The sequence below is a fragment of the Thermus brockianus genome (assembly GCF_021462505.1).
Taxonomy (GTDB): domain Bacteria; phylum Deinococcota; class Deinococci; order Deinococcales; family Thermaceae; genus Thermus; species Thermus hydrothermalis.
In genome coordinates, this window is the sequence record NZ_JAKEDV010000006.1 from 109,784 (window position 1) to 126,571 (window position 16,788).

Below are 16,788 nucleotides of genomic sequence, written 5' to 3' on the forward strand. Positions count from 1 at the left end.
GCCTAGCGGCGGTGGCCGTGCCCCTCCTGGGAGGGCACCTCCTCTTCACCCGGCGTAGCCCCTCGCTCCCCACCCACGCCGGCCAGGTGAGCTTCCCCGGAGGGGTGGTGGAAGCGGGGGAAGGGGTGGTGGAGGCGGCCTTAAGGGAGGCGGAGGAGGAGGTGGGGCTCAAGGGGGTGGAGCCCTTGGGCTTCCTCTCCCCCACCCTTTCCCCCCAAGGGTTTTGGGTGCAGCCCGTGGTGGTCTTCCGGGAAGACCTCCCCCCCCTAAAGCCCAACCCGGAGGAGGTGGCGGAGGTCCTCCTCGCTCCCCTGGAGGAGCTTCTGGCCCTGGCCCCTTGGAGCGAGGTGCGCCTAGGGCGCACCGTGTGGCACTTCCCCTGGCGGGGGGTGGACATCTGGGGGGTGACGGGGAATATCCTGAAGGAGTTCCTGGAGGTGTGGCGTGCGGCGCATCGGGATTTTGCTGGCGGACCTCTTTGACGAGCGGGAGTTCCTCTACCCCTACTACCGGGTGCAGGAGGCGGGGTACACCCCGGTGGTCCTGGGGCTCGAGGCCCGGGAGTACCGGGCCAAGTCGGGCTTTGGCTGGAAGGCGGACCTGGCCGCAGGGGAGGCCCCGGAGCTTGCGGGTCTCCTCATCCCCGGCGGGTTCGCCCCCGACTACCTGCGGCGGAGCGAGGCCGTCTTGGCCCTGGTGCGGAAGGTGGCGGAAGAGGGGAAGCCCTTAGGGGCCATCTGCCATGCGGGCTGGGTCCTCATCAGCGCCGGGGTGGTGCGGGGCAGGCGGGTCACGGGCTTCGCCTCCATCCGGGACGATCTGGTGAACGCCGGCGGGCTCTACCAGGAGGAAGGGGTGGTGGTGGACGGCAACCTGGTGACCGCCCAGGGGCCCAAGGACCTGCCCGGGTTCATGCGGGCCTTTCTCGGGCTCCTAGGGTGAAAAGGGTCCCCGCCTCGCCCAAAAGCACCCTCTCCAAAACCCCCAGGCCTCCCTTGGCGATGGCCGCCCAGGGGGCCCCGGCCCGGAGCGCCGCCAAGGCCGCCTCCACCTTGGGGATCATCCCCCCTTGGATGACCCCTTGGGCCTTCAGGGCCTCCACCTCCTCCGGGGTGAGGCGGGAAAGGCGGGTCTTGGGGTCCTTGGGGTCCGCATAGACCCCCTCCACGTCGGTGAGGAACACCGCCCCCCACCCCAAGGCCCCGGCCACGGCGCCGGCGGCGGTGTCGGCGTTGACGTTCAAGGGGCCCTCCTCGTCCAGGGCGATGGGGGCGAGGAGGGGGGTGTAGCCCTTCTCCAGAAGGTCCAGGAAAAGCCCCGCCTCCACCCCCACCACCTCCCCCACCCGGCCGAGCTCGGGAAGGGCTCTGCCCTTCAGGCAAAGGGCGTCCCTCCCGGAAAGGGAGAGGGCCCTTCTTCCCCTTCGGGAAAGCCCCTCCGCCAGGCGCTTGCCCGTAAGGTAGAGGGCCATCTCCACCGCCTCGAGGTGCTCCTTGGGCGTCACGCGCAGGCCCCCCACGAAACGGCTCTCGTACCCCAGCCGGGCGAGGAGGGCCCCGATCTCGGGGCCGCCGCCGTGGACCAGGACCAGGGGCCCGGGATAGCGGGCGAGTTCGTCCAAAAGGGCCTCAGCCCCCCTTAGGCTTCCTCCCACCTTCACCAAGAGGGCCTCACTCAAGGTAGACCACCTCCTCGGGCAAGCCTTCCTCCTCCTCGGCCTCCAAGAGGTCCCCAAACCCCAAAAGGGCGTGGTCGGGGTGGAGGCCGAAGCGGGCGGCGAGGGCCTGGACGGCGCCCGTGGGGGGCATCCGCCTAGCCTCCTCTAGAAGGGGAAGAAGCGCCTCGGGGGCCGAAAGGGCTTCCCCCAGTTCCGGGCCCCGCCTGAGCTCGGCCACCACCTCGCCCCCCTCCGCCAGGAGGAAGAGGAGGTCCTCCTCGTTCAGGACCATAAAGGCCAGGGCAGGCCCCAGCCCTGAAAGCGCCTTCAGGAAGGCCCGTATGGCCTCTGGGTCCTCCTCGGCCTCGAGGGCCTCGTGGTAGAGGCTCACCCAGGGGGGGTCGGGCACCAGGTACACCCCGGCCCCCTGGGTGCGGCCTCCCGCCCAAGCCGCCACCTCCTCCAAGGGGGCCTTGACGTGGAAGGAGAGAAAGCTCCGCACCACGCCCTATACTAGCCCTTGTGAGCGCCCTTTACCGGCGGGTGCGCCCCCTCACCTTCGCCGAGGTGGTGGGCCAGGAGCACGTGAAGGAGCCCCTCCTGCGGGCCATCCGGGAAGGGAGGCTGGCCCAGGCCTACCTCTTCTCCGGCCCCCGCGGGGTGGGAAAGACCACCACCGCCCGCCTCCTGGCCATGGCCGTGGGGTGTGAAGGGGAGGAGCGCCCTTGCGGGGCCTGCCCCCACTGCCAGGCGGTGCAGAAGGGGAGCCACCCCGACGTGGTGGAGATTGACGCCGCCAGCAACAACTCCGTGGAGGACGTGCGGGAGCTAAGGGAGCGGATCCTCCTCGCCCCCCTTTCCGCCCCCAAGAAGGTCTTCATCCTGGACGAGGCCCACATGCTCTCCAAAAGCGCCTTCAACGCCCTCCTCAAGACCCTGGAAGAACCTCCCCCCCACGTCCTCTTCGTCTTCGCCACCACGGAACCCGAGCGGATGCCCCCCACCATCCTCTCCCGCACCCAGCACTACCGCTTCCGCCGCCTCACGGAGGAGGAGATCGCCGGCAAGCTCGCCCGCATCCTCCAAGCCCTGGGGCGGGAAGCGGAAGAAGAAGCCCTCCTCCTGGTGGCCCGCCTGGCGGACGGGGCCATGCGGGATGCGGAAAGCCTCCTAGACCGCCTCCTCCTCCTGGAGGACCCCCTCACCCGAGCCAAGGTGGAGGAGGCCCTGGGCCTCCCCCCCAAGGAGGCCCTCTTTGGCCTGGCCCAGGCCCTGGGGGAGGGCCGGCTCAAAGAGGCCCTAGAAACGGCCCGAAGGCTTTACGGCCAAGGCTTCGCCCCGAGGAGCCTGGTGGGGGGGCTTATGGAGGCTTTGCGGGAAGCCCTTTACGCCGCCTACGGCCTCCCGGGGAGGCCCCTTCCCCTCTCCCCCGAAGCCCTCCTTTCCGCCCTCACCCGGCTGGACGAGGCCCTGGAACGCCTCGGCAAGCGCTCGGACCTTTTGGCCCTCGAGGCGGCCCTCCTCTCCGCCTTCACCCCCAAGGCCCCGGGAGAAGCGCCGAGGGCCCAAGCCCCAGAGCCCCCCTTGCCCGAGTTTGACCCCTTGGCCCCCCCGCCCCCGCCGCGCCGGGAGGGACCCGAGCCCAGCGGGGGAGAAGACCTCGCTCCCCGCTTCCGCGCCTTTCTGGAGGCCCTTAGGCCCACCCTGCGGGCCTTCGTGCGGGAGGCCAGGCCCGAGGTGGTGGGGTCCACCCTCTACCTCCGCTTCCCCGAGAGCAAGGCCTTCCACCACAAGAAGGCCGAGGAGCAAAGGGGAGCGCTTCTGCCCCTGGCCCAGGAGCACTTCGGCGTGAAGGAGGTCCTCTTCGTCCTGGAAAAAAAAAAGCCCTGAGCCCGTAAGCCCCCCTCCCAAACCCACCCCCCGCATCCCAGAACCGCCCCCGGTGGCCCCGCCAAAGGAGGAGCCGGAAGAATACCCCGAGGACGAGGCGCCCCCCGAAGACCCCGAAGCCCGCCTTCACCAAATCGCCCGCCTCCTGGGGGGAAGGCTCCTTTGGGTGCGCAGGCCCAAGGCCCCAGAGCCTGAGGAACCCATGAGCGAAGACAACATAGGGGGTAGTGGTATATAATGCCCCCATGACCAAGACCACCGAGCTGGGACAAGACACCGTGGAGAACATCCTGAAGCGTCTACGGCGCATTGAGGGCCAGGTTCGGGGCCTCCAGAAGATGGTGGCGGAAGGCCGCCCCTGCGACGAGGTCCTCACCCAGATGACCGCCACCAAGAAGGCCATGGAGGCGGCGGCCACCTTGATCCTCCACGAGTTCCTCAACGTCTGCGCCACCGAGGTTTCCGAGGGCAAGGTGGACCCCAAGAAGCCCGAGGAAATCGCCAACATGCTCAAGAAGTTCATCTAACCGGAGGGCGAGGAAGGGGCCCCTTGACCAAGCGCCTCTACCGTCTCCTCCAGGCCTTCTTCCCCCCCAAAACCCCTCCCGACGACGCCTTTGCCCTCGCCTTCCTGGAAGGGGAGGAACGGGACCTTTACCTGGCCATGGACCCCCGGGACCGGGCCCATGCGGTGCGGGTGGCCCGCCGCCTCCTCCAAGCCCACCCCGAGGCCCCTAAGGCGGTGGTGCGGGCCGCCCTCCTCCACGACGCCGGCAAGGCCCTAAGGCCCTACCGCCCCCTGGAGCGCATCCTCACGGGGCTTTTCGCCCCGCCTCTTCCCCCCTACCCCTTGCGCCGGGGGCTCTTGGGCGCCTTCCAGGTGCGCCGCCACCACCCCCTTTACGCCGCCGAACGCATCCAAGACCCCTGGGTGCGGAGCCTGGTCCTGGAACACCACGCCCCCCAAAGCCCCTGGGGCAGAAAGCTCCACCAGGCGGACCAGGAGGAGTGATTTGGGCAAATGCCCCTAGCCAACCCGAGGCATAAGGAGTAGGGTAGTCCTGGACCAAGGAGGGCTTATGCAGGAGTTCACGTGGCGCGTGGGCGGCCCCCAAGGGGGCGGGATAGAGACGGCGGCCACCCTCTTCGCCCGGGCGGTGGCCAAGGGGGGATGGTGGGTGGCCACCAAGCGGGAGTACCACTCCAACATCATGGGGCGGCACTCCTACCTGGACGTGCGCCTGGGGCGAAAACCGGTGGGGGCTTTCCGGGACAAGGTGGACTTCCTGGTGGCCCTGGACGGGGAAACTTTGGCCCGCCACCTGGATGAGGTGCGGCCAGGGGGGGTGCTCCTTTACGACCCCAAAGCCCTGGACCTCACGGTGCGCAAGCTCCCCATGCTGGACCACCGGGTACAGGACGCCCTTGCAGCGCGCTTTGGCAAGGCGGACCCGAGCCTTAAGGAGATCCTCGCTGCCTACGCCGAGGCGGGGGTCCAGCCCCTACCCTACCCTTACGAGGAGGTGGCGGACCGCATCGGGGCGGAGCTCGGCGTGCCCTCCCTTCAGGCCCGGCGCACGCTGAACACCATCGCCGTGGCCGCAAGCCTCCACCTTCTGGGCTTTCCCCTAAAGCCCCTTTTGGAGGCTTTGGCCCTGCAGTTTAGGGGTAAGGTGCTGGAGCTAAACGAGAAGGTGGCGGAGGCTGTCTACCGGGAAGAGGTGCCCAAGCTTCCCTTCCACCTCCACCTGAACGGCTACGAGCCGGGCCGGGTCTACCTCACCGGAGCCCAGGCCGCCGCCCTGGGGAAGCTCGCCGGGGGCCTCCGCTTCCAGACCTATTACCCCATCAGCCCCGCCACGGACGAAAGCGTCTACCTCGAGGCCCACACCGCCTTCCAAGGGGCGGACGTGGCCGTGGTGCAGACGGAGGACGAGATCGCCGCCGTGACCATGGCGGTGGGGGCGGCCCTTACTGGGGCCAGGGCGGCCACGGCCACCAGCGGCCCCGGCTTCAGCCTCATGGCCGAGGGGATGGGCTTCGCCGGGATGGTGGAAGCCCCCTTGGTGGTTACCCTCTACCAGCGGGGTGGGCCCTCCACGGGGCTTCCCACCCGCACGGAGCAAGGGGACCTCCTCTTCGCCATCCGGGGCGGGCACGGGGAGTACCCGAGGCTCGTCCTCGCCTCCGGGGACATCCTGGACGCCTTCCTGGACGCCCAAAAGGCCCTGGCCTGGGCCTGGCGGTACCAGACGGTGGTGGTCCACCTCCTGGACAAGTTCCTGGCCTCCATGGCGCAAAGCCTTCCCAAGGAGGCCCTGAAGGTTCTCTCCCTAGATGGGGAGAAGCGCCTAGCCCCCAGGGAGGGCTTTGGCCCCTACGAGCGCTACGCCCCCGCGGAGGACGGCATCTCCCCCTTCATCCCCCTAGGGACCCCGGGGGGGTTTTACTGGATGACCTCGGACGAGCACGACCTCGAGGGGCACATCACGGAAGACCCCGTCCTCCGGGAATACCAGATGGAAAAGCGCATGCAAAAGCTCCTCACCGCCAGGCGGGAAATCCCCCTGGAGGACCAGTACACCCTCTACCGGGACGGGGACATCTTGGTCCTCGGCTTCGGCACGGTGAAGGGGACCCTCCTGGAGGCTTTAGACCACCTCCCCAGGGTGGGGTACCTGCACCTCAGGCTCCTTTGGCCCTTCCCCGAGATCGGCCACCTCCTGGAGGGGAAGCGGCTCGTCACCGTGGAGCACAACTACTCCGGGCAGCTCGCCGACTTGGTGCAGCAGGAAACCCTAAAGAAGGTCCACCACCGGGTGGTGAAGTACAACGGCCGCCCCATCACCCTAGACGAGGCGGTGGAGGCCCTCAAGGCGGTGCTTGCGGGCGAAGCCCCTGAGCGCTTGGTGTTGCGGAAGGGAGTCTAGCATGGTGGAGCTCAAGCTTCAGGACTACAAGGCGGAAAAGCAGCCCGACTGGTGCCCGGGCTGCGGGGACTACGGCATCCTCTCCGCCCTCCAGATGGCCCTCTTTGAGCTTAGGAAGGACCCGAGCCAGACCGTGGTCTTCTCCGGCATCGGCTGCTCGGCCAAGACCCCCCACTACCTGAACGTCTACGGGGTCCACACCCTCCACGGCCGCGTCCTCCCCGTGGCCCAGGGGGCCAAGCTCGCCAACCCCCACCTCACCGTGGTGGCGGTGGGCGGGGACGGGGACGGGCTTGGCATCGGGGCGGGGCACTTCGTGGCCGCGGGCCGCAGGAACGTGGACATGCTCTACATCCTCTACGACAACGAGGTCTACGGCCTCACCAAGGGCCAGGCAGGGCCCACCTTGGGCCTAGGGGAGAAGACCAAAAGCCTGCCCAAGCCCAACCCCCAAGGGCGCATCAACCCCCTCCTCCTGGCCTTCGCCTCGGGCTACACCTGGATCGCCCGGGGCTACGCCTATGACGTGAAGGGCCTGAAGGAGCTCATCAAGGAGGGCATCAACCACAAGGGCCTCGCCTTCCTCCACGTGCTCCAGCCCTGCCCCACCTACAACGACCTGCACACCAAGGAGTGGTTCGCCCCCCGGCTCTACAGGCTCCAGGAGGAGGGGTACGACCCCTTTGTCCCCGAGGGACTTCCCCCCGAGGAACTGGACCGGAAAATGGCCAAGTTCCAGGAAAAGGCGGCGGAGTGGGGGGAGAGGATCCCCATCGGGGTCTTCTGGAAGGCGGAGGTGCCCACCTTTGAGGAGCGGCTTAAGGCCTACCTCCCCCGCTACCCCGAGGTCTACCCCGCCTTGGGGCAGCGGGAAAGCCTGGACCTAGAAGGCCTCCTCAAGGAGTTCGCCCTCTAAAGCTGCGCCCGGGCCGCCGCCCCCTGGGGGCGGTAGCCGGGGTCTTGGTAACGGCTAGGCCGGAAGCCCCGGGCCCAAGAAGGAGGGTCCTCCCCCGCCACCATCCGGGCCAGGGCCTCCCCCGCCCCCAAGGCGGCCATGACTCCATAGCCGGAAAAGGCCCCAAGGAGGTAGACCCCTTCGGCCACGGGCCCCAGGAGGGGCAGGTTCTCCGGGGTGCGCACGTAGTACCCCCCGTCCACCCGGGGCCGCGCCCCCAGGTAGCGCCTGAGGCCAGGGAGGATGGGGAAAAGCCCCCTGAGGGCCACCTCCCCCGCCCAAGGGGGCGGGGTGGGGCCGCAGGCCCCGGGGGCTTCCGCCTGGGGCCAGGGGTTGTAGAGGGCGAGGAAGCCCTCCCCCTCGGGCCGGGCGTGGGCCCCCGGGGGCAGAAGGCTTAGGAGGGGGGCAAGGGTAGCCTCGCCCTGAAAAAGGGTCTTCTCCTCAGGGGCGAATATCTCCTGGGGTTCATTCCAGATGAGAAGGGGGGCCTCCCGGGGGAAGAGGCCTAGGGGGTCGGGGAACCAGGCCTTGAAATGGGGCTCGGCCGCCACGGGGAGGGTCAGGTCCAGGGCGGAAAGGAGGGCGGGAAGCCCGGGCCCGGGGGCGAGGACCAAGGCGGCAAAGGGCCAAAGGGCTTCCTCCTCCCCCCACCGCACCCGGGCGTAGCGGGGCCTACCCCCTTCCCGCTCCAGGCCCAAAAACTCCCCCGCCACCACCCTGCCCCCCGCCGCCCGTAGGGCCTCCAGGAGGGCCATCCCCAGGCCGTGGGCGGAAAGCCACCCCGCCTTGCGCACGTGGAGCCCGGCCTTGCCCTTCAGGTGGGCCAGGTAGGGGAAGGCTTCCCCCAAGGACCCGGGCAGGAGGAGGTCCATCCCTTCCTCCGCCACCCGCGGGTAGGTGGCGGCTTTGGGGTGAACCCTCAAGGGCCCGGCGTGGGGGGCCTGCTGGGCCAGGGAGAGGAGGCCTTCCGCCTCCCCCAGGTAGAGGTAGCCCCTGGGCCTAGGCCGGGCCGCTTCCGCAAAGGGCCCAAGGAGCTCGAGGCTCCGCGCCACCAAAGAGGCTAAGGCCTCTTCCCCGGGCCAGAAGACCCGGTAGCACTCCGTGGACTTGTCGCTGGTACAGAGAAGAGGGGCTTCCCGCTCCAGGACCAATACGGGAAAACCCCTCTGGGCCAGAAAGTGGGCGGCGGATAGCCCCAAGATCCCCGCCCCCACCACCAAGACGCCTTCCTCGGGCATTTGCCCCAAGGTACTACACTGAGGCCATGGACCTCACCCACTTCAAGGACGGCAAGCCCCATATGGTGGACGTGACGGAAAAGCCCGCGACCTTCCGCACCGCCACCGCCGAGGCCTTCGTGGAGCTCACGGAGGAAGCCCTCGAGGCCCTGGAAAAGGGCGGGGTGGGCAAGGGGGACCCCCTGATGGTGGCCCAGCTCGCCGGCATCCAGGCGGCCAAAAAGACGGCGGACCTCATCCCCCTCTGCCACCCCCTTCCCCTCACCGGGGTGGAGGTAAGCGTGGCCCTGGAAAAGGAGACCAAGCGCGTGCGCATTGTGGCCACGGTGCGCACCAAGGCGGAAACCGGGGTGGAGATGGAGGCCTTAACCGCCTGCGCCGTGGCCGCCCTCACGGTTTACGACATGCTCAAGGCGGCCTCCAAGGGGCTCGTCATCCAGGAGGTGCGCCTCCTCCACAAGGCGGGGGGCAAGAGCGGGGAGTGGCGGCGGGAAGGGTAGCCTTTACCCTGGGGGTGTATCCTAAGGCCATGCGCATCGCCATCGCTTTGGGCAGGGAGGAAAACCGGGTCTACCCAGGGCCCTTCGGCCACGCCCCCCGGTACGCCATCTACGAGGTGGGGGAGGATGGGGAGGTAAGGCTTTTGGAGGTGCGGGAAAACCCCCACGCCAAGGAGCACGGCGAGGCGAAGCACGCCAAGATGCGGGCCCTCCTGGCGGACGTGGCCCTCAAGGTGGGGGCCCGCTTCGGCCACGGGAAAAACGAGGGGGCCTTCCCCGTGGCGGAGCGCCTCGAGGTGGGCCCGGTTTCCCTAGAAGAGGCCTTGGCCCTCCTCAAGGCGCGGCGAAGTAGCGCCTGAGGAGCTCCCGGGCCTCCGGGGGGAGGGGGGTCTTCTCCAGGTAGACCTCCACCCCCCGGCGCACCCTTTCGGGGGGCTTCCCCTCGGGCCAGGGCGAGGGAAGGGAGGCGCCCTCCCCTTCCCCCGGGGGGAGAAGGCCCGCCTCCTCCCCCTCAGGCGCTAGGGGAAGGACGGGAGGGCCCTTTGGGGCGTCCCCCGCGCCCGGCCCCGCCCCCTTCCCGGGACCCGGGGAAGCCTCCCTTTCCCCAGGGCGGGCATCCTCCTTGCCGTTAGCGCCCGCCTCCCCCTGGGGAGCGCCGCCCCGGGAAGCGCCCGCCTCCCCTTCTTTCCGGATGCCATCCTGGCCCGGGAACGAACCCCCCTCCGAAGCCTCTTCCCCCTCCCGGGGTGTCCCGGCCCCACCCTCCAGGGCCCGCTCTGCCCCCTCCTCCCTCCCCGAAGCCCCTTGGGGCGGGGCGGGCCGCTCCAGGCCCGGCAAGGACCACCCGCCCCCCACCCCTTCCGCCCGCCAGGCGGCGAGGAGAAGGGCCAGGAGGAGGGCCAAAAGGTATAGCAAGAGAAGCCCATAGGGAAAGGGGGGAAGCTTCAGGGGGGCCTTCCTCGCCTCCGCCCAAAGCCGCTCCTCCCCGTAGGCGAGGGCGGTGGGGTAGGCGAGGCTGACCCGGGCGATCTCCCTTAGGGCCCTCCCCTCCAACAGGCGGCTTGGGAGGAGGAGGCCCAAGGGGGAAAGGAGGGCGAAAAGGGGGTGGAAGAGGCCCAAAAGGGCGAGGGCCAGGGCCAGAAGGAGGCGGTAGCGCCAGGCCAGACGGCTGGCGTAGGCGCGGTGGAAGCCGGGGCCCACAAGGGGATTATGGCGCAAAGAGGGCCAGGGCGCTCACCACGGGCCTGGGGTTGCCCGAGTAAGGGCTTCGCAACGCCCCCTTCACCCAAAGCTGGGCCGAGCCGCCCCCGTCCATCCTGAGGGCGTTCCAGGCCCCCAGGGCGAGGAGGGCCCGGGCCAGGACCCCGGGGGTGGTGGGCTCGGAAACGAGGAGCCATAGCCGCCCCTCCCGCGTCCAGGCCACCGCCGCCTGGGGGGCCACGGCCAAAAGGGGCCTTGGGTCCTTGAAGTTCTCCTTCGCCGGGTCAAAGGCGTACTGGCCCTCCCGGAGGAGAAGGGGCCCCCCCTCCAGGGCGTAGCGGAAGGGGGGGTCTAGCCGCCCGTAGAGGCTTAGGCGCTCCCCCACCGCCAAGGGGAAGGGCGGGGCCCCTTTGGGGAAGGTGAGGGCCCAGGCCCCCGGCGGAAGCTCCGCCGGGGCGGGAAGCAGGGCCGCCACCCGCTCCCCCCGCACCAAGGCCACCTCCTCCCCCTCCCGGCCCACGGGCCCCGGCACGGTGTGGGCGGTGTAGCGGGCCCGGGAGGCGTTCACCCCCACCCGCACCCTTTCCCCCTTGGGCCCCGCCACCACCGCCTCAAAGCGGGGAAGGCCCAGGAAAAAGCTAAACTCGTCCCAAAACAGGGCGGCGCGGCCGAAGGGGTAGGAGACCGTCACCCCGTCCTGGACCCAAAGCCCGATGGGGCTTCCCGTCTTGGGGTCAAAGTAGCCCCCGTTGAGGACGGCCAAGGCCCCGGGGGCCAGGTCCTTGGGCAAGGCCCGCTTCCCCGGGGAACCCACGGGAAGAAGCCTCCCCCTTTCCGCCTCCACCAGGTAGAGCCTTAGGGGCTCTGGGACGAAGGCCCAGACCTCGCGGTAGCGCACCCCGGGGGCCAGGGCCTCCTCCACCTCCGGGGCCAGGGGGTAGAGGTCCAGGACCAAGCGGGGCGGGTCTTCCAAGGGGAATAGCCGGTAGCGGAGGAGCTTCCCGGGGGCGGAAAGGGTGAGCTCCGTGCCCTCGGGAAGGAGCCGCACCGAGGCCGAAACCCCCTTGGGCCAGGGGGCCTCGAGGGCCTTCGGCGCCAGGTAGGGGAGCTGGAGGCGCAGGCTCCCCCGCGCCATGCCCTCCTGGGGAGGCTGGGCGGCAGGGGCAGGAAGGTCCAGGACGAGGCGGAAGGCCCGCCCTTGGCTCCCGAAACGGGCCGAGGCCTCCGGCACCCGGAAGTAGCCCAAAGCGCTCAGGAGCCCCAAAGGAAGCCTATCCCCTTCCGGGGCCGGCCCGTCAAGGAAAGGCTCCGCCCAACCCACCCCGGGCACGTACACGAGCCGGACGCCTTCCCCCTCGTACACCCAGGCCCCTCCCTCCTCCCGGAAGGTGAGGCCGAAAACCGCCGCAGGGAGGCTCTGCCCTAGGGCCAGGCCAAGAAGGAGAAAAAAGGCAACGAGCCTCATCCCCCCATGAAAGCAAAGCCCCGTGAGAAAGACCTTAGCCCTTCACCACGATGAGGGGCCGGAGGCGGGCCACCTTCCTGCCAATCCCCGCCCCCTCCACCGCCTCCACCACCAGGGGCACGTCCTTGTAGGCCTCGGGCATCTCCTCGTCCACCGTGGCCCGGGTGGCGGCCCGGACCAGGATGCCCCTCTCCGCAAGCTCCTTGACCAGGTTCCGCTCCCGGGCCACCCGCTTCGCCTGGTGGCGGCTCATCTTCCGCCCCGCCCCGTGGCAGCTAGAGCCGAAGGAAACCTCCATGGCCTTGGCCGTGCCCGCCAGGACGTAGGAGTAGCGGCCCATATCCCCGGGCACCAGGACGGGCTGGCCCACCTTGCGGTACTCCGGGGGGATCTCCAGGTTGCCGGGCCCAAAAGCCCGGGTGGCCCCCTTGCGGTGGACCAGGACCCGCCGCCCCTTGTGCTCCTCAAACTTGGCGTTGTTGTGGGCAAGGTCGTAGAGGACCCGGAGGCCGTGGTCCCGGGGGGCGAAACCCACCGCCTCAAAGGCCTCCCGCACGAAGTGGGCGATGAGCTGGCGGTTGGCGAAGGCGAAGTTGGCGGCGGCGGCCATGGCCTGGAGGTAGTCCTCCCCCTCGGGGCTCCGGATGGGGGCGGCGGCGAGCTGCTTGTCCACGAGCTCAATCCCGTACCGGGGGGCCACCTTGAGGAAGCGCTCCACGTAGTCCTGGCAGACCTGGTGGCCCAGGCCCCGGCTTCCCGTGTGGATGAGGACGGTAACCTGGCCCGGGAAGAGGCCGAAGGCCTCGGCGGCCTCCTCGTCGTACACCTCGTCCACGTACTGGACCTCCAGGAAGTGGTTGCCGCTTCCCAAGGTGCCGATCTGGGGGGCACCCCGCTCAAAGGCCCTCTCCGATACCTTGTCGGGGTTCGCCCAGGGAAGCCGGCCTTCGGATTCAATGAAGCGCACGTCCTCCGGGTAGCCGAAGCCCCGCTTGACCAGCCACCCCGCCCCCTCCTTGAGGATCTCCTTGAGCTCCCGCTTGCTAAAGCGCACGTCCCGCCTTTCGCTCCCCACCCCGGAGGGCACCAGGCGGTAGAGGGCGTCGGCAAGCTCCCGCTGGCGGGGGAGGAGGTCTTGCAACGTCAAATGGGAAACCAGAAGGCGGACCCCACAGTTGGAAACCACGAACCCTTCGGCCACAAAGTTGTGGTCTGGATGGGCCATGGAAAGGTCGTAAACCCTTCCCCCATAGGGTACCCGCTCCACAACCACCACCTGGTCAAAGAGCATGCCCACGGAAGCCGCCACGAATTCGTTAAAGGTGGGAAAGCCTTGGGGACGGAAGGAACGGCGCTCCTCGTAAAGGGTGCGCTCCACAAAGCGGCGGGAAACCCCAAGCCCTTGGGCGATAGCCGTCACCGAATAGCCCGCCTCGCGCAGCGCCCACGCTCTCTTGGCCAGGGCCTCCCGCTCGGCCAGGTGCGCCTCCTTCTTCCGCAGGTAAAGGGCGGCCATAAGGGCCAGCCGAGCCTTGGTGGGGGCGTAGGCGTAGCCCACTTCCTCGTAAAGACGAGCAAGGTTTTCCGGGGTGGATCGGAGAATGAGCTTGAAGCGGTGGGAAGGGTCCTCCGGCTCCTCCCAATCCGCCTCTTCCCGCAGATCCTGCACCTCTAACCCCACGGAGGCCAGCAACCGGGCGAGGTCCTCCATGAAAGCACGTCCCTCCGCCAAGACGCTTCGGCGCTTGGACTGGGAGAGGACCGGGGGCATGAGGTTATAGCCGTGGCCACTCACGGCCCTGGGCGCAGAGAGTTCCGCCCCGAAAAGCCCCGCCAGGAAGTTGGCCTTAAGCCAAGGGGGAAGGGCAAAAAGCCACGACGGGAGCCTAAACCCCTGCTTGGCCTTGGCCCCCTCGGGAAGCCCGAGGGCGCGGAGAAGGAGAAAGAGGGCGCGGGAGGATATCTTCAGGCTAGCCTCCTCCGCAGAAAAGGCCCGGCCTCGGAAGCTGTGATGGCGCCGGCGCAGGTAAGGCCCCCCCGCCCGAAAGCCCAGACGTTCCAGATCGGCCTTGGCCTCCAGGAGGCCTTCCCTTTCCCCGTAGAGGAAGAGGTAGGCTTTTCCCCCAGAGCGGTACAAGGTCCCATCCCCCAGGGCGTATCCCATCAAGCGCAAAAGGGCTGGCAGGTGGGGATGGTCTGCCCCAAGGGGCAGAAGCCCCCGCGCCCGGAGCTCCAAGGGGGCCCGGGGAAAGCCCAGTTCCTTGGCCCAAGCCTCCGCCGTTTCCTCCCCCACGAGGGTCAAGGAAGAGGGCCGTTCGTAAGGGAGCCCCCGAAAAGGGTGAACCGCCACTTGGTCGCCCGGCCGCAGTTCGCCCACGGGACGCATTCCTGCGGGGGTATAGACTGGGTGGTCAGGGGTGGCCTCGAGGACAAAACCCCCCTCGGTGCGGAGGCGCACCAGCTCCTCCCCTTCCCGGGAAAGGAGGAAAAGGGCACGCGCCGCCTCGGGGCGCTCCCCTAAGCGCCAGGCCACCAAGAGGGGATCTCGCTCTTGGGCGAACTCCTCAATGGGCCGGGTGCAGCGGTCGTGGGTTAAGACACGGGTTCCCGCGGGCAGGCAGTTGATGTCAAATCCTACCCCCCCCGGGCTCACCACCCCGCCCACCTCCGGGTCAAAGGCCGCCACCCCGCCGATGGGGAAGCCGTAGCCCCAGTGGATATCCGGCATGGCCAGGGCGGGCTCCACGATGCCGGGCAGGGTAGCCACGTTCATGAGCTGTTGCAAGGAGGCGTAGCCCTCCGCCTCCAGGTCCTTAAGGATCTCCTCGGAAGCGAAGAAAACGGCGTCCACCCGCATCTTCCCCTGCCGGGGGATGCGGTAGGTGTAGGGGGCGATCTTTTCAAAGCGCATGGCGCCCTCCCCAAAACAAAACCGCCGGGCTTTGGGGGCCCGGGCTTACCCTCAAGCTACCCCGCTATGCGGTATGCGTCAAGGGTATGCGGTAAAATCCCCCCGTGCCCCCGCTTTCTTTTGCCCTGGAAACCCANTCGTGGCGGACGGCATGGGCGGGCACCGCACGGGAGAGGTGGCGGCCAGGCTGGCGGTGGAAACCATCCTGGAGCACCTGAAGGACAAGGAGCCCTCCCCCAAGGCCCTCCTCGAGGCCTTTGAACGGGCGAACGAGCGCATCTTCCAGGAGGCCCAACGCCCCGAGAACCGGGGCATGGGCACCACCGCCACGTGTCTGGTCCTAGACCTCCCCTACGCCCTCATCGCTCACGTGGGGGACTCCCGGGCCTACCTCCTGCGCAAGGGGGAGTTTTCCCTCCTCACGGAAGACCACTCCTGGGTGGCGGAAAGGGTGCGCCAGGGCCTTCTCACCCCGGAGGAGGCCCGCACCCACCGCTGGCGCAACGTGATCACCAACGCCCTGGGCTCCTTCCCCCAGGCCCGGGTGGACCTCCTGGGGCTCAAGCTGGAACCCGGGGATGCCTTTCTCCTTTGCACCGACGGGCTTTCCGGGGTGTTGGACGAGCGCACCCTGCAAGAGGTCCTTAAAACCTTCCCCCCCGAGGAGGCGGCCAGGCGCCTAGTGGCCCTGGCCAACGAGTGGGGCGGGCCCGACAACGTGAGCGCCATCGTGGTGCGGGTGCCGGAGGAGCTTCCCGTGGGCAACCGGCCCTACGCCCTCCCCCTCGAGGCCGCCCGGGGGGCCCCGGTGCGCCTGAAGCTGGGGGAGGAGCCCGACGCGCTCCCCACCCAGGTGCTGGAGCCCGAAAGGCGCCCCCGCATCGGCTGGCGGGACGTCCTCCTCATCGCCCTCTGGATCCTGGTGGTGGGCTACATCCTCCTGGGCTACTTCAAGGGGCCCTAATCTGCTAGACTCCTAGGGGTATGGAGCGCACCTTTGTCATGGTCAAACCCGACGGCTTCCGGCGCGGCCTGGTGGGGGAGATCCTCGCCCGCTTTGAGCGCAAGGGCTTCCGCATCGTGGGGCTTAAGGCCCTGCGCATATCCCAGGAGCTCGCCGAGAAGCACTACGCCGAACACCGGGAAAAGCCCTTCTTTCCCGGCCTGGTGAGCTTCATCACCTCGGGGCCGGTGGTGGCCATGGTCCTGGAAGGCCCCAACGCCATCGCCGAGGTGCGCAAGATGATGGGGGCCACCCACCCCAAAGACGCCCTCCCCGGCACCATCCGGGGGGACTACGCCACCACCATTGACGAGAACGTGATCCACGGCTCGGCCACTCCGGAGGACGCCCAAAGGGAGATCGCCCTCTTCTTCCGCCCCGAGGAGCTCCTCTAGCCTTCCCCGCCCTCCGATGCCTGGGGGAGGCTTTGCGCCCTAAGCCTCTCCCAGGGAAAATCGTCCAGGGGGTAGAAGCGGTCCGCCTGCTGGGCCAAGCGGTGGGAGGAAAGGGCGTGGAAGGTGGTGTTCTCCACCTGCTTGCCCATGTCCTGCACCACCCGCACCACCTCGGCGAAGTCCCCGTCCCCGGACACCAGAACCGCCACATCGTAAGCGTCGGCGTAGGCCAGGCGCAGGATGTCAATGGCGATCTGGATGTCCACCCCCTTCTCCACGAAGCCATCCGCCCGGCGTTCCAGCCGCCCCAGGCGCACGGCCACGTAGGGCACGCGCTTCAGGTAGTTGAGGAAGCTCTGGTGGGCCTTAGCCGCAGGGTCCTCCGGGGGAAGAGGAGCGTTGTAGTAGTAGGCGCGCAGAAGCCGCCTCCCGGCGGTGAGAAGGGTGATGAACTCCACAAAGTTCAGCCGATAGTCCGAGCCCAGGTGTTGCACCAACCCCTTGTAGAGGTTGGAGCCGTCAATAAATATGGCCACCCTTTCCATAATCGGCCCGCCCCTTTCCGGGCACCCTCAGTTTAGCCTGGGGGCGTGAGAAAGTTTATAGCCCACCGCTCCATGAGCGGTGGGGGAAGGATACCAGCG

General features: G+C 68.8%; 17 protein-coding genes and 2 pseudogenes. 11 read left to right on the plus strand and 8 right to left on the minus strand.

Annotated features, from left to right (window positions below):
* The first annotated feature begins 11 nt into the window (after positions 1-11).
* Complete coding sequence (locus LXN00_RS08865; RefSeq protein ID WP_234507421.1) at positions 12-482, plus strand: NUDIX hydrolase; 471 nt, start codon at positions 12-14, stop codon at positions 480-482.
* Positions 445-942 (plus strand): type 1 glutamine amidotransferase domain-containing protein, encoded by a 498-nt coding sequence (locus LXN00_RS08870; protein WP_234507423.1) that lies wholly within the window; start codon positions 445-447, stop codon positions 940-942. The genes LXN00_RS08865 and LXN00_RS08870 overlap by 38 nt, the downstream gene beginning before the upstream one ends.
* On the opposite strand, the gene argB is transcribed toward LXN00_RS08870, so the two are convergent.
* Entirely contained in the window at positions 911-1,678 is a 768-nt protein-coding gene (gene argB / locus LXN00_RS08875) for an acetylglutamate kinase (RefSeq protein WP_234507425.1), read from the minus strand. The two genes, LXN00_RS08870 and argB, sit on opposite strands and share 32 nt — an antisense overlap.
* The gene (locus LXN00_RS08880) at positions 1,671-2,162 is read right to left on the minus strand and encodes a hypothetical protein (protein ID WP_234507427.1); all 492 of its coding nucleotides are present in this window, start codon (positions 2,160-2,162) and stop codon (positions 1,671-1,673) included. The genes argB and LXN00_RS08880 overlap by 8 nt, the downstream gene beginning before the upstream one ends.
* Before the next feature lie 17 nt (positions 2,163-2,179).
* On the opposite strand from LXN00_RS08880, the gene dnaX reads away from it, so the two are divergent.
* The 5 genes from dnaX to LXN00_RS08905 all read left to right on the plus strand — a co-directional run bounded on the left by dnaX (position 2,180) and on the right by LXN00_RS08905 (position 7,393).
* The gene (gene dnaX, locus LXN00_RS08885; protein WP_234507429.1) at positions 2,180-3,547 is read left to right on the plus strand and encodes a DNA polymerase III subunit gamma/tau; all 1,368 of its coding nucleotides are present in this window, start codon (positions 2,180-2,182) and stop codon (positions 3,545-3,547) included.
* 245 nt (positions 3,548-3,792) lie between these two features.
* Complete coding sequence (locus LXN00_RS08890; RefSeq protein ID WP_039459634.1) at positions 3,793-4,074, plus strand: metal-sensitive transcriptional regulator; 282 nt, start codon at positions 3,793-3,795, stop codon at positions 4,072-4,074.
* A 23-nt stretch (positions 4,075-4,097) separates the two neighbouring features.
* Positions 4,098-4,559, plus strand: coding sequence for an HD domain-containing protein (locus LXN00_RS08895; RefSeq protein WP_234507431.1), 462 nt, complete (start codon positions 4,098-4,100; stop codon positions 4,557-4,559).
* Between the two features lie 67 nt (positions 4,560-4,626).
* On the plus strand, positions 4,627-6,477 hold the full coding sequence (locus LXN00_RS08900) for a 2-oxoacid:acceptor oxidoreductase subunit alpha (RefSeq protein WP_234507432.1): 1,851 nt from the start codon (positions 4,627-4,629) through the stop codon (positions 6,475-6,477).
* Between the two features lies 1 nt (position 6,478).
* Positions 6,479-7,393, plus strand: a complete 915-nt coding sequence (locus LXN00_RS08905; protein ID WP_234507434.1) for a 2-oxoacid:ferredoxin oxidoreductase subunit beta — start codon at positions 6,479-6,481, stop codon at positions 7,391-7,393.
* Here the strand turns inward: LXN00_RS08905 and LXN00_RS08910 are convergent.
* Positions 7,390-8,670, minus strand: a complete 1,281-nt coding sequence (locus LXN00_RS08910) for an NAD(P)/FAD-dependent oxidoreductase (RefSeq protein WP_234507436.1) — start codon at positions 8,668-8,670, stop codon at positions 7,390-7,392. The genes LXN00_RS08905 and LXN00_RS08910 overlap by 4 nt on opposite strands.
* 26 nt (positions 8,671-8,696) lie before the next feature.
* Between LXN00_RS08910 and moaC the strand changes: the two genes are divergently transcribed.
* Positions 8,697-9,170, plus strand: coding sequence for a cyclic pyranopterin monophosphate synthase MoaC (gene moaC, locus LXN00_RS08915; RefSeq protein WP_234507438.1), 474 nt, complete (start codon positions 8,697-8,699; stop codon positions 9,168-9,170).
* Between the two features lie 29 nt (positions 9,171-9,199).
* Positions 9,200-9,529, plus strand: a complete 330-nt coding sequence (locus tag LXN00_RS08920; RefSeq protein ID WP_234507440.1) for a NifB/NifX family molybdenum-iron cluster-binding protein — start codon at positions 9,200-9,202, stop codon at positions 9,527-9,529.
* Here LXN00_RS08920 and LXN00_RS08925 read toward each other — a convergent pair.
* The 4 genes and pseudogenes from LXN00_RS08925 to LXN00_RS12740 all read right to left on the minus strand — a co-directional run.
* A complete protein-coding gene (locus LXN00_RS08925; protein ID WP_234507442.1) occupies positions 9,504-10,370 on the minus strand; it encodes a hypothetical protein in 867 nt (288 codons plus the stop codon). The genes LXN00_RS08920 and LXN00_RS08925 overlap by 26 nt on opposite strands.
* A gap of 7 nt (positions 10,371-10,377) precedes the next feature.
* Entirely contained in the window at positions 10,378-11,835 is a 1,458-nt protein-coding gene (locus tag LXN00_RS08930; RefSeq protein WP_234507444.1) for a phosphodiester glycosidase family protein, read from the minus strand.
* Positions 11,836-11,869: 34 nt separating this feature from the next.
* The gene (locus tag LXN00_RS12815; protein WP_418952990.1) at positions 11,870-14,221 is read right to left on the minus strand and encodes an RtcB family protein; all 2,352 of its coding nucleotides are present in this window, start codon (positions 14,219-14,221) and stop codon (positions 11,870-11,872) included.
* A gap of 21 nt (positions 14,222-14,242) precedes the next feature.
* A pseudogene (locus LXN00_RS12740) lies at positions 14,243-14,746 on the minus strand (RtcB family protein); the annotation flags it as partial.
* Positions 14,747-14,885: 139 nt separating this feature from the next.
* Between LXN00_RS12740 and LXN00_RS08940 the strand changes: the two are divergent.
* Positions 14,886-15,710 (plus strand): annotated as a pseudogene (locus LXN00_RS08940) (PP2C family protein-serine/threonine phosphatase); the annotation flags it as partial.
* A gap of 20 nt (positions 15,711-15,730) precedes the next feature.
* Entirely contained in the window at positions 15,731-16,144 is a 414-nt protein-coding gene (gene ndk, locus LXN00_RS08945) for a nucleoside-diphosphate kinase (protein WP_234507446.1), read from the plus strand.
* On the opposite strand, the gene LXN00_RS08950 is transcribed toward ndk, so the two are convergent.
* On the minus strand, positions 16,141-16,689 hold the full coding sequence (locus tag LXN00_RS08950; RefSeq protein ID WP_234507448.1) for an NYN domain-containing protein: 549 nt from the start codon (positions 16,687-16,689) through the stop codon (positions 16,141-16,143). The two genes, ndk and LXN00_RS08950, sit on opposite strands and share 4 nt — an antisense overlap.
* Positions 16,690-16,788: the final 99 nt, after the last annotated feature.

Coding starts and splice junctions, on each gene's coding strand:
- LXN00_RS08890 (WP_039459634.1), top strand. CDS start 3,793: ATGACCAAGACCACCGAGCTGGGACAAGACACCGTGGAGAACATCCTG.
- LXN00_RS08920 (WP_234507440.1), top strand. CDS start 9,200: ATGCGCATCGCCATCGCTTTGGGCAGGGAGGAAAACCGGGTCTACCCA.
- moaC (WP_234507438.1), top strand. CDS start 8,697: ATGGACCTCACCCACTTCAAGGACGGCAAGCCCCATATGGTGGACGTG.
- LXN00_RS08900 (WP_234507432.1), top strand. CDS start 4,627: ATGCAGGAGTTCACGTGGCGCGTGGGCGGCCCCCAAGGGGGCGGGATA.
- LXN00_RS08905 (WP_234507434.1), top strand. CDS start 6,479: ATGGTGGAGCTCAAGCTTCAGGACTACAAGGCGGAAAAGCAGCCCGAC.
- LXN00_RS08950 (WP_234507448.1), bottom strand. CDS start 16,689: ATGGAAAGGGTGGCCATATTTATTGACGGCTCCAACCTCTACAAGGGG.
- LXN00_RS12815 (WP_418952990.1), bottom strand. CDS start 14,221: ATGCGTCCCGTGGGCGAACTGCGGCCGGGCGACCAAGTGGCGGTTCAC.
- LXN00_RS08910 (WP_234507436.1), bottom strand. CDS start 8,670: ATGCCCGAGGAAGGCGTCTTGGTGGTGGGGGCGGGGATCTTGGGGCTA.
- ndk (WP_234507446.1), top strand. CDS start 15,731: ATGGAGCGCACCTTTGTCATGGTCAAACCCGACGGCTTCCGGCGCGGC.
- LXN00_RS08930 (WP_234507444.1), bottom strand. CDS start 11,835: ATGAGGCTCGTTGCCTTTTTTCTCCTTCTTGGCCTGGCCCTAGGGCAG.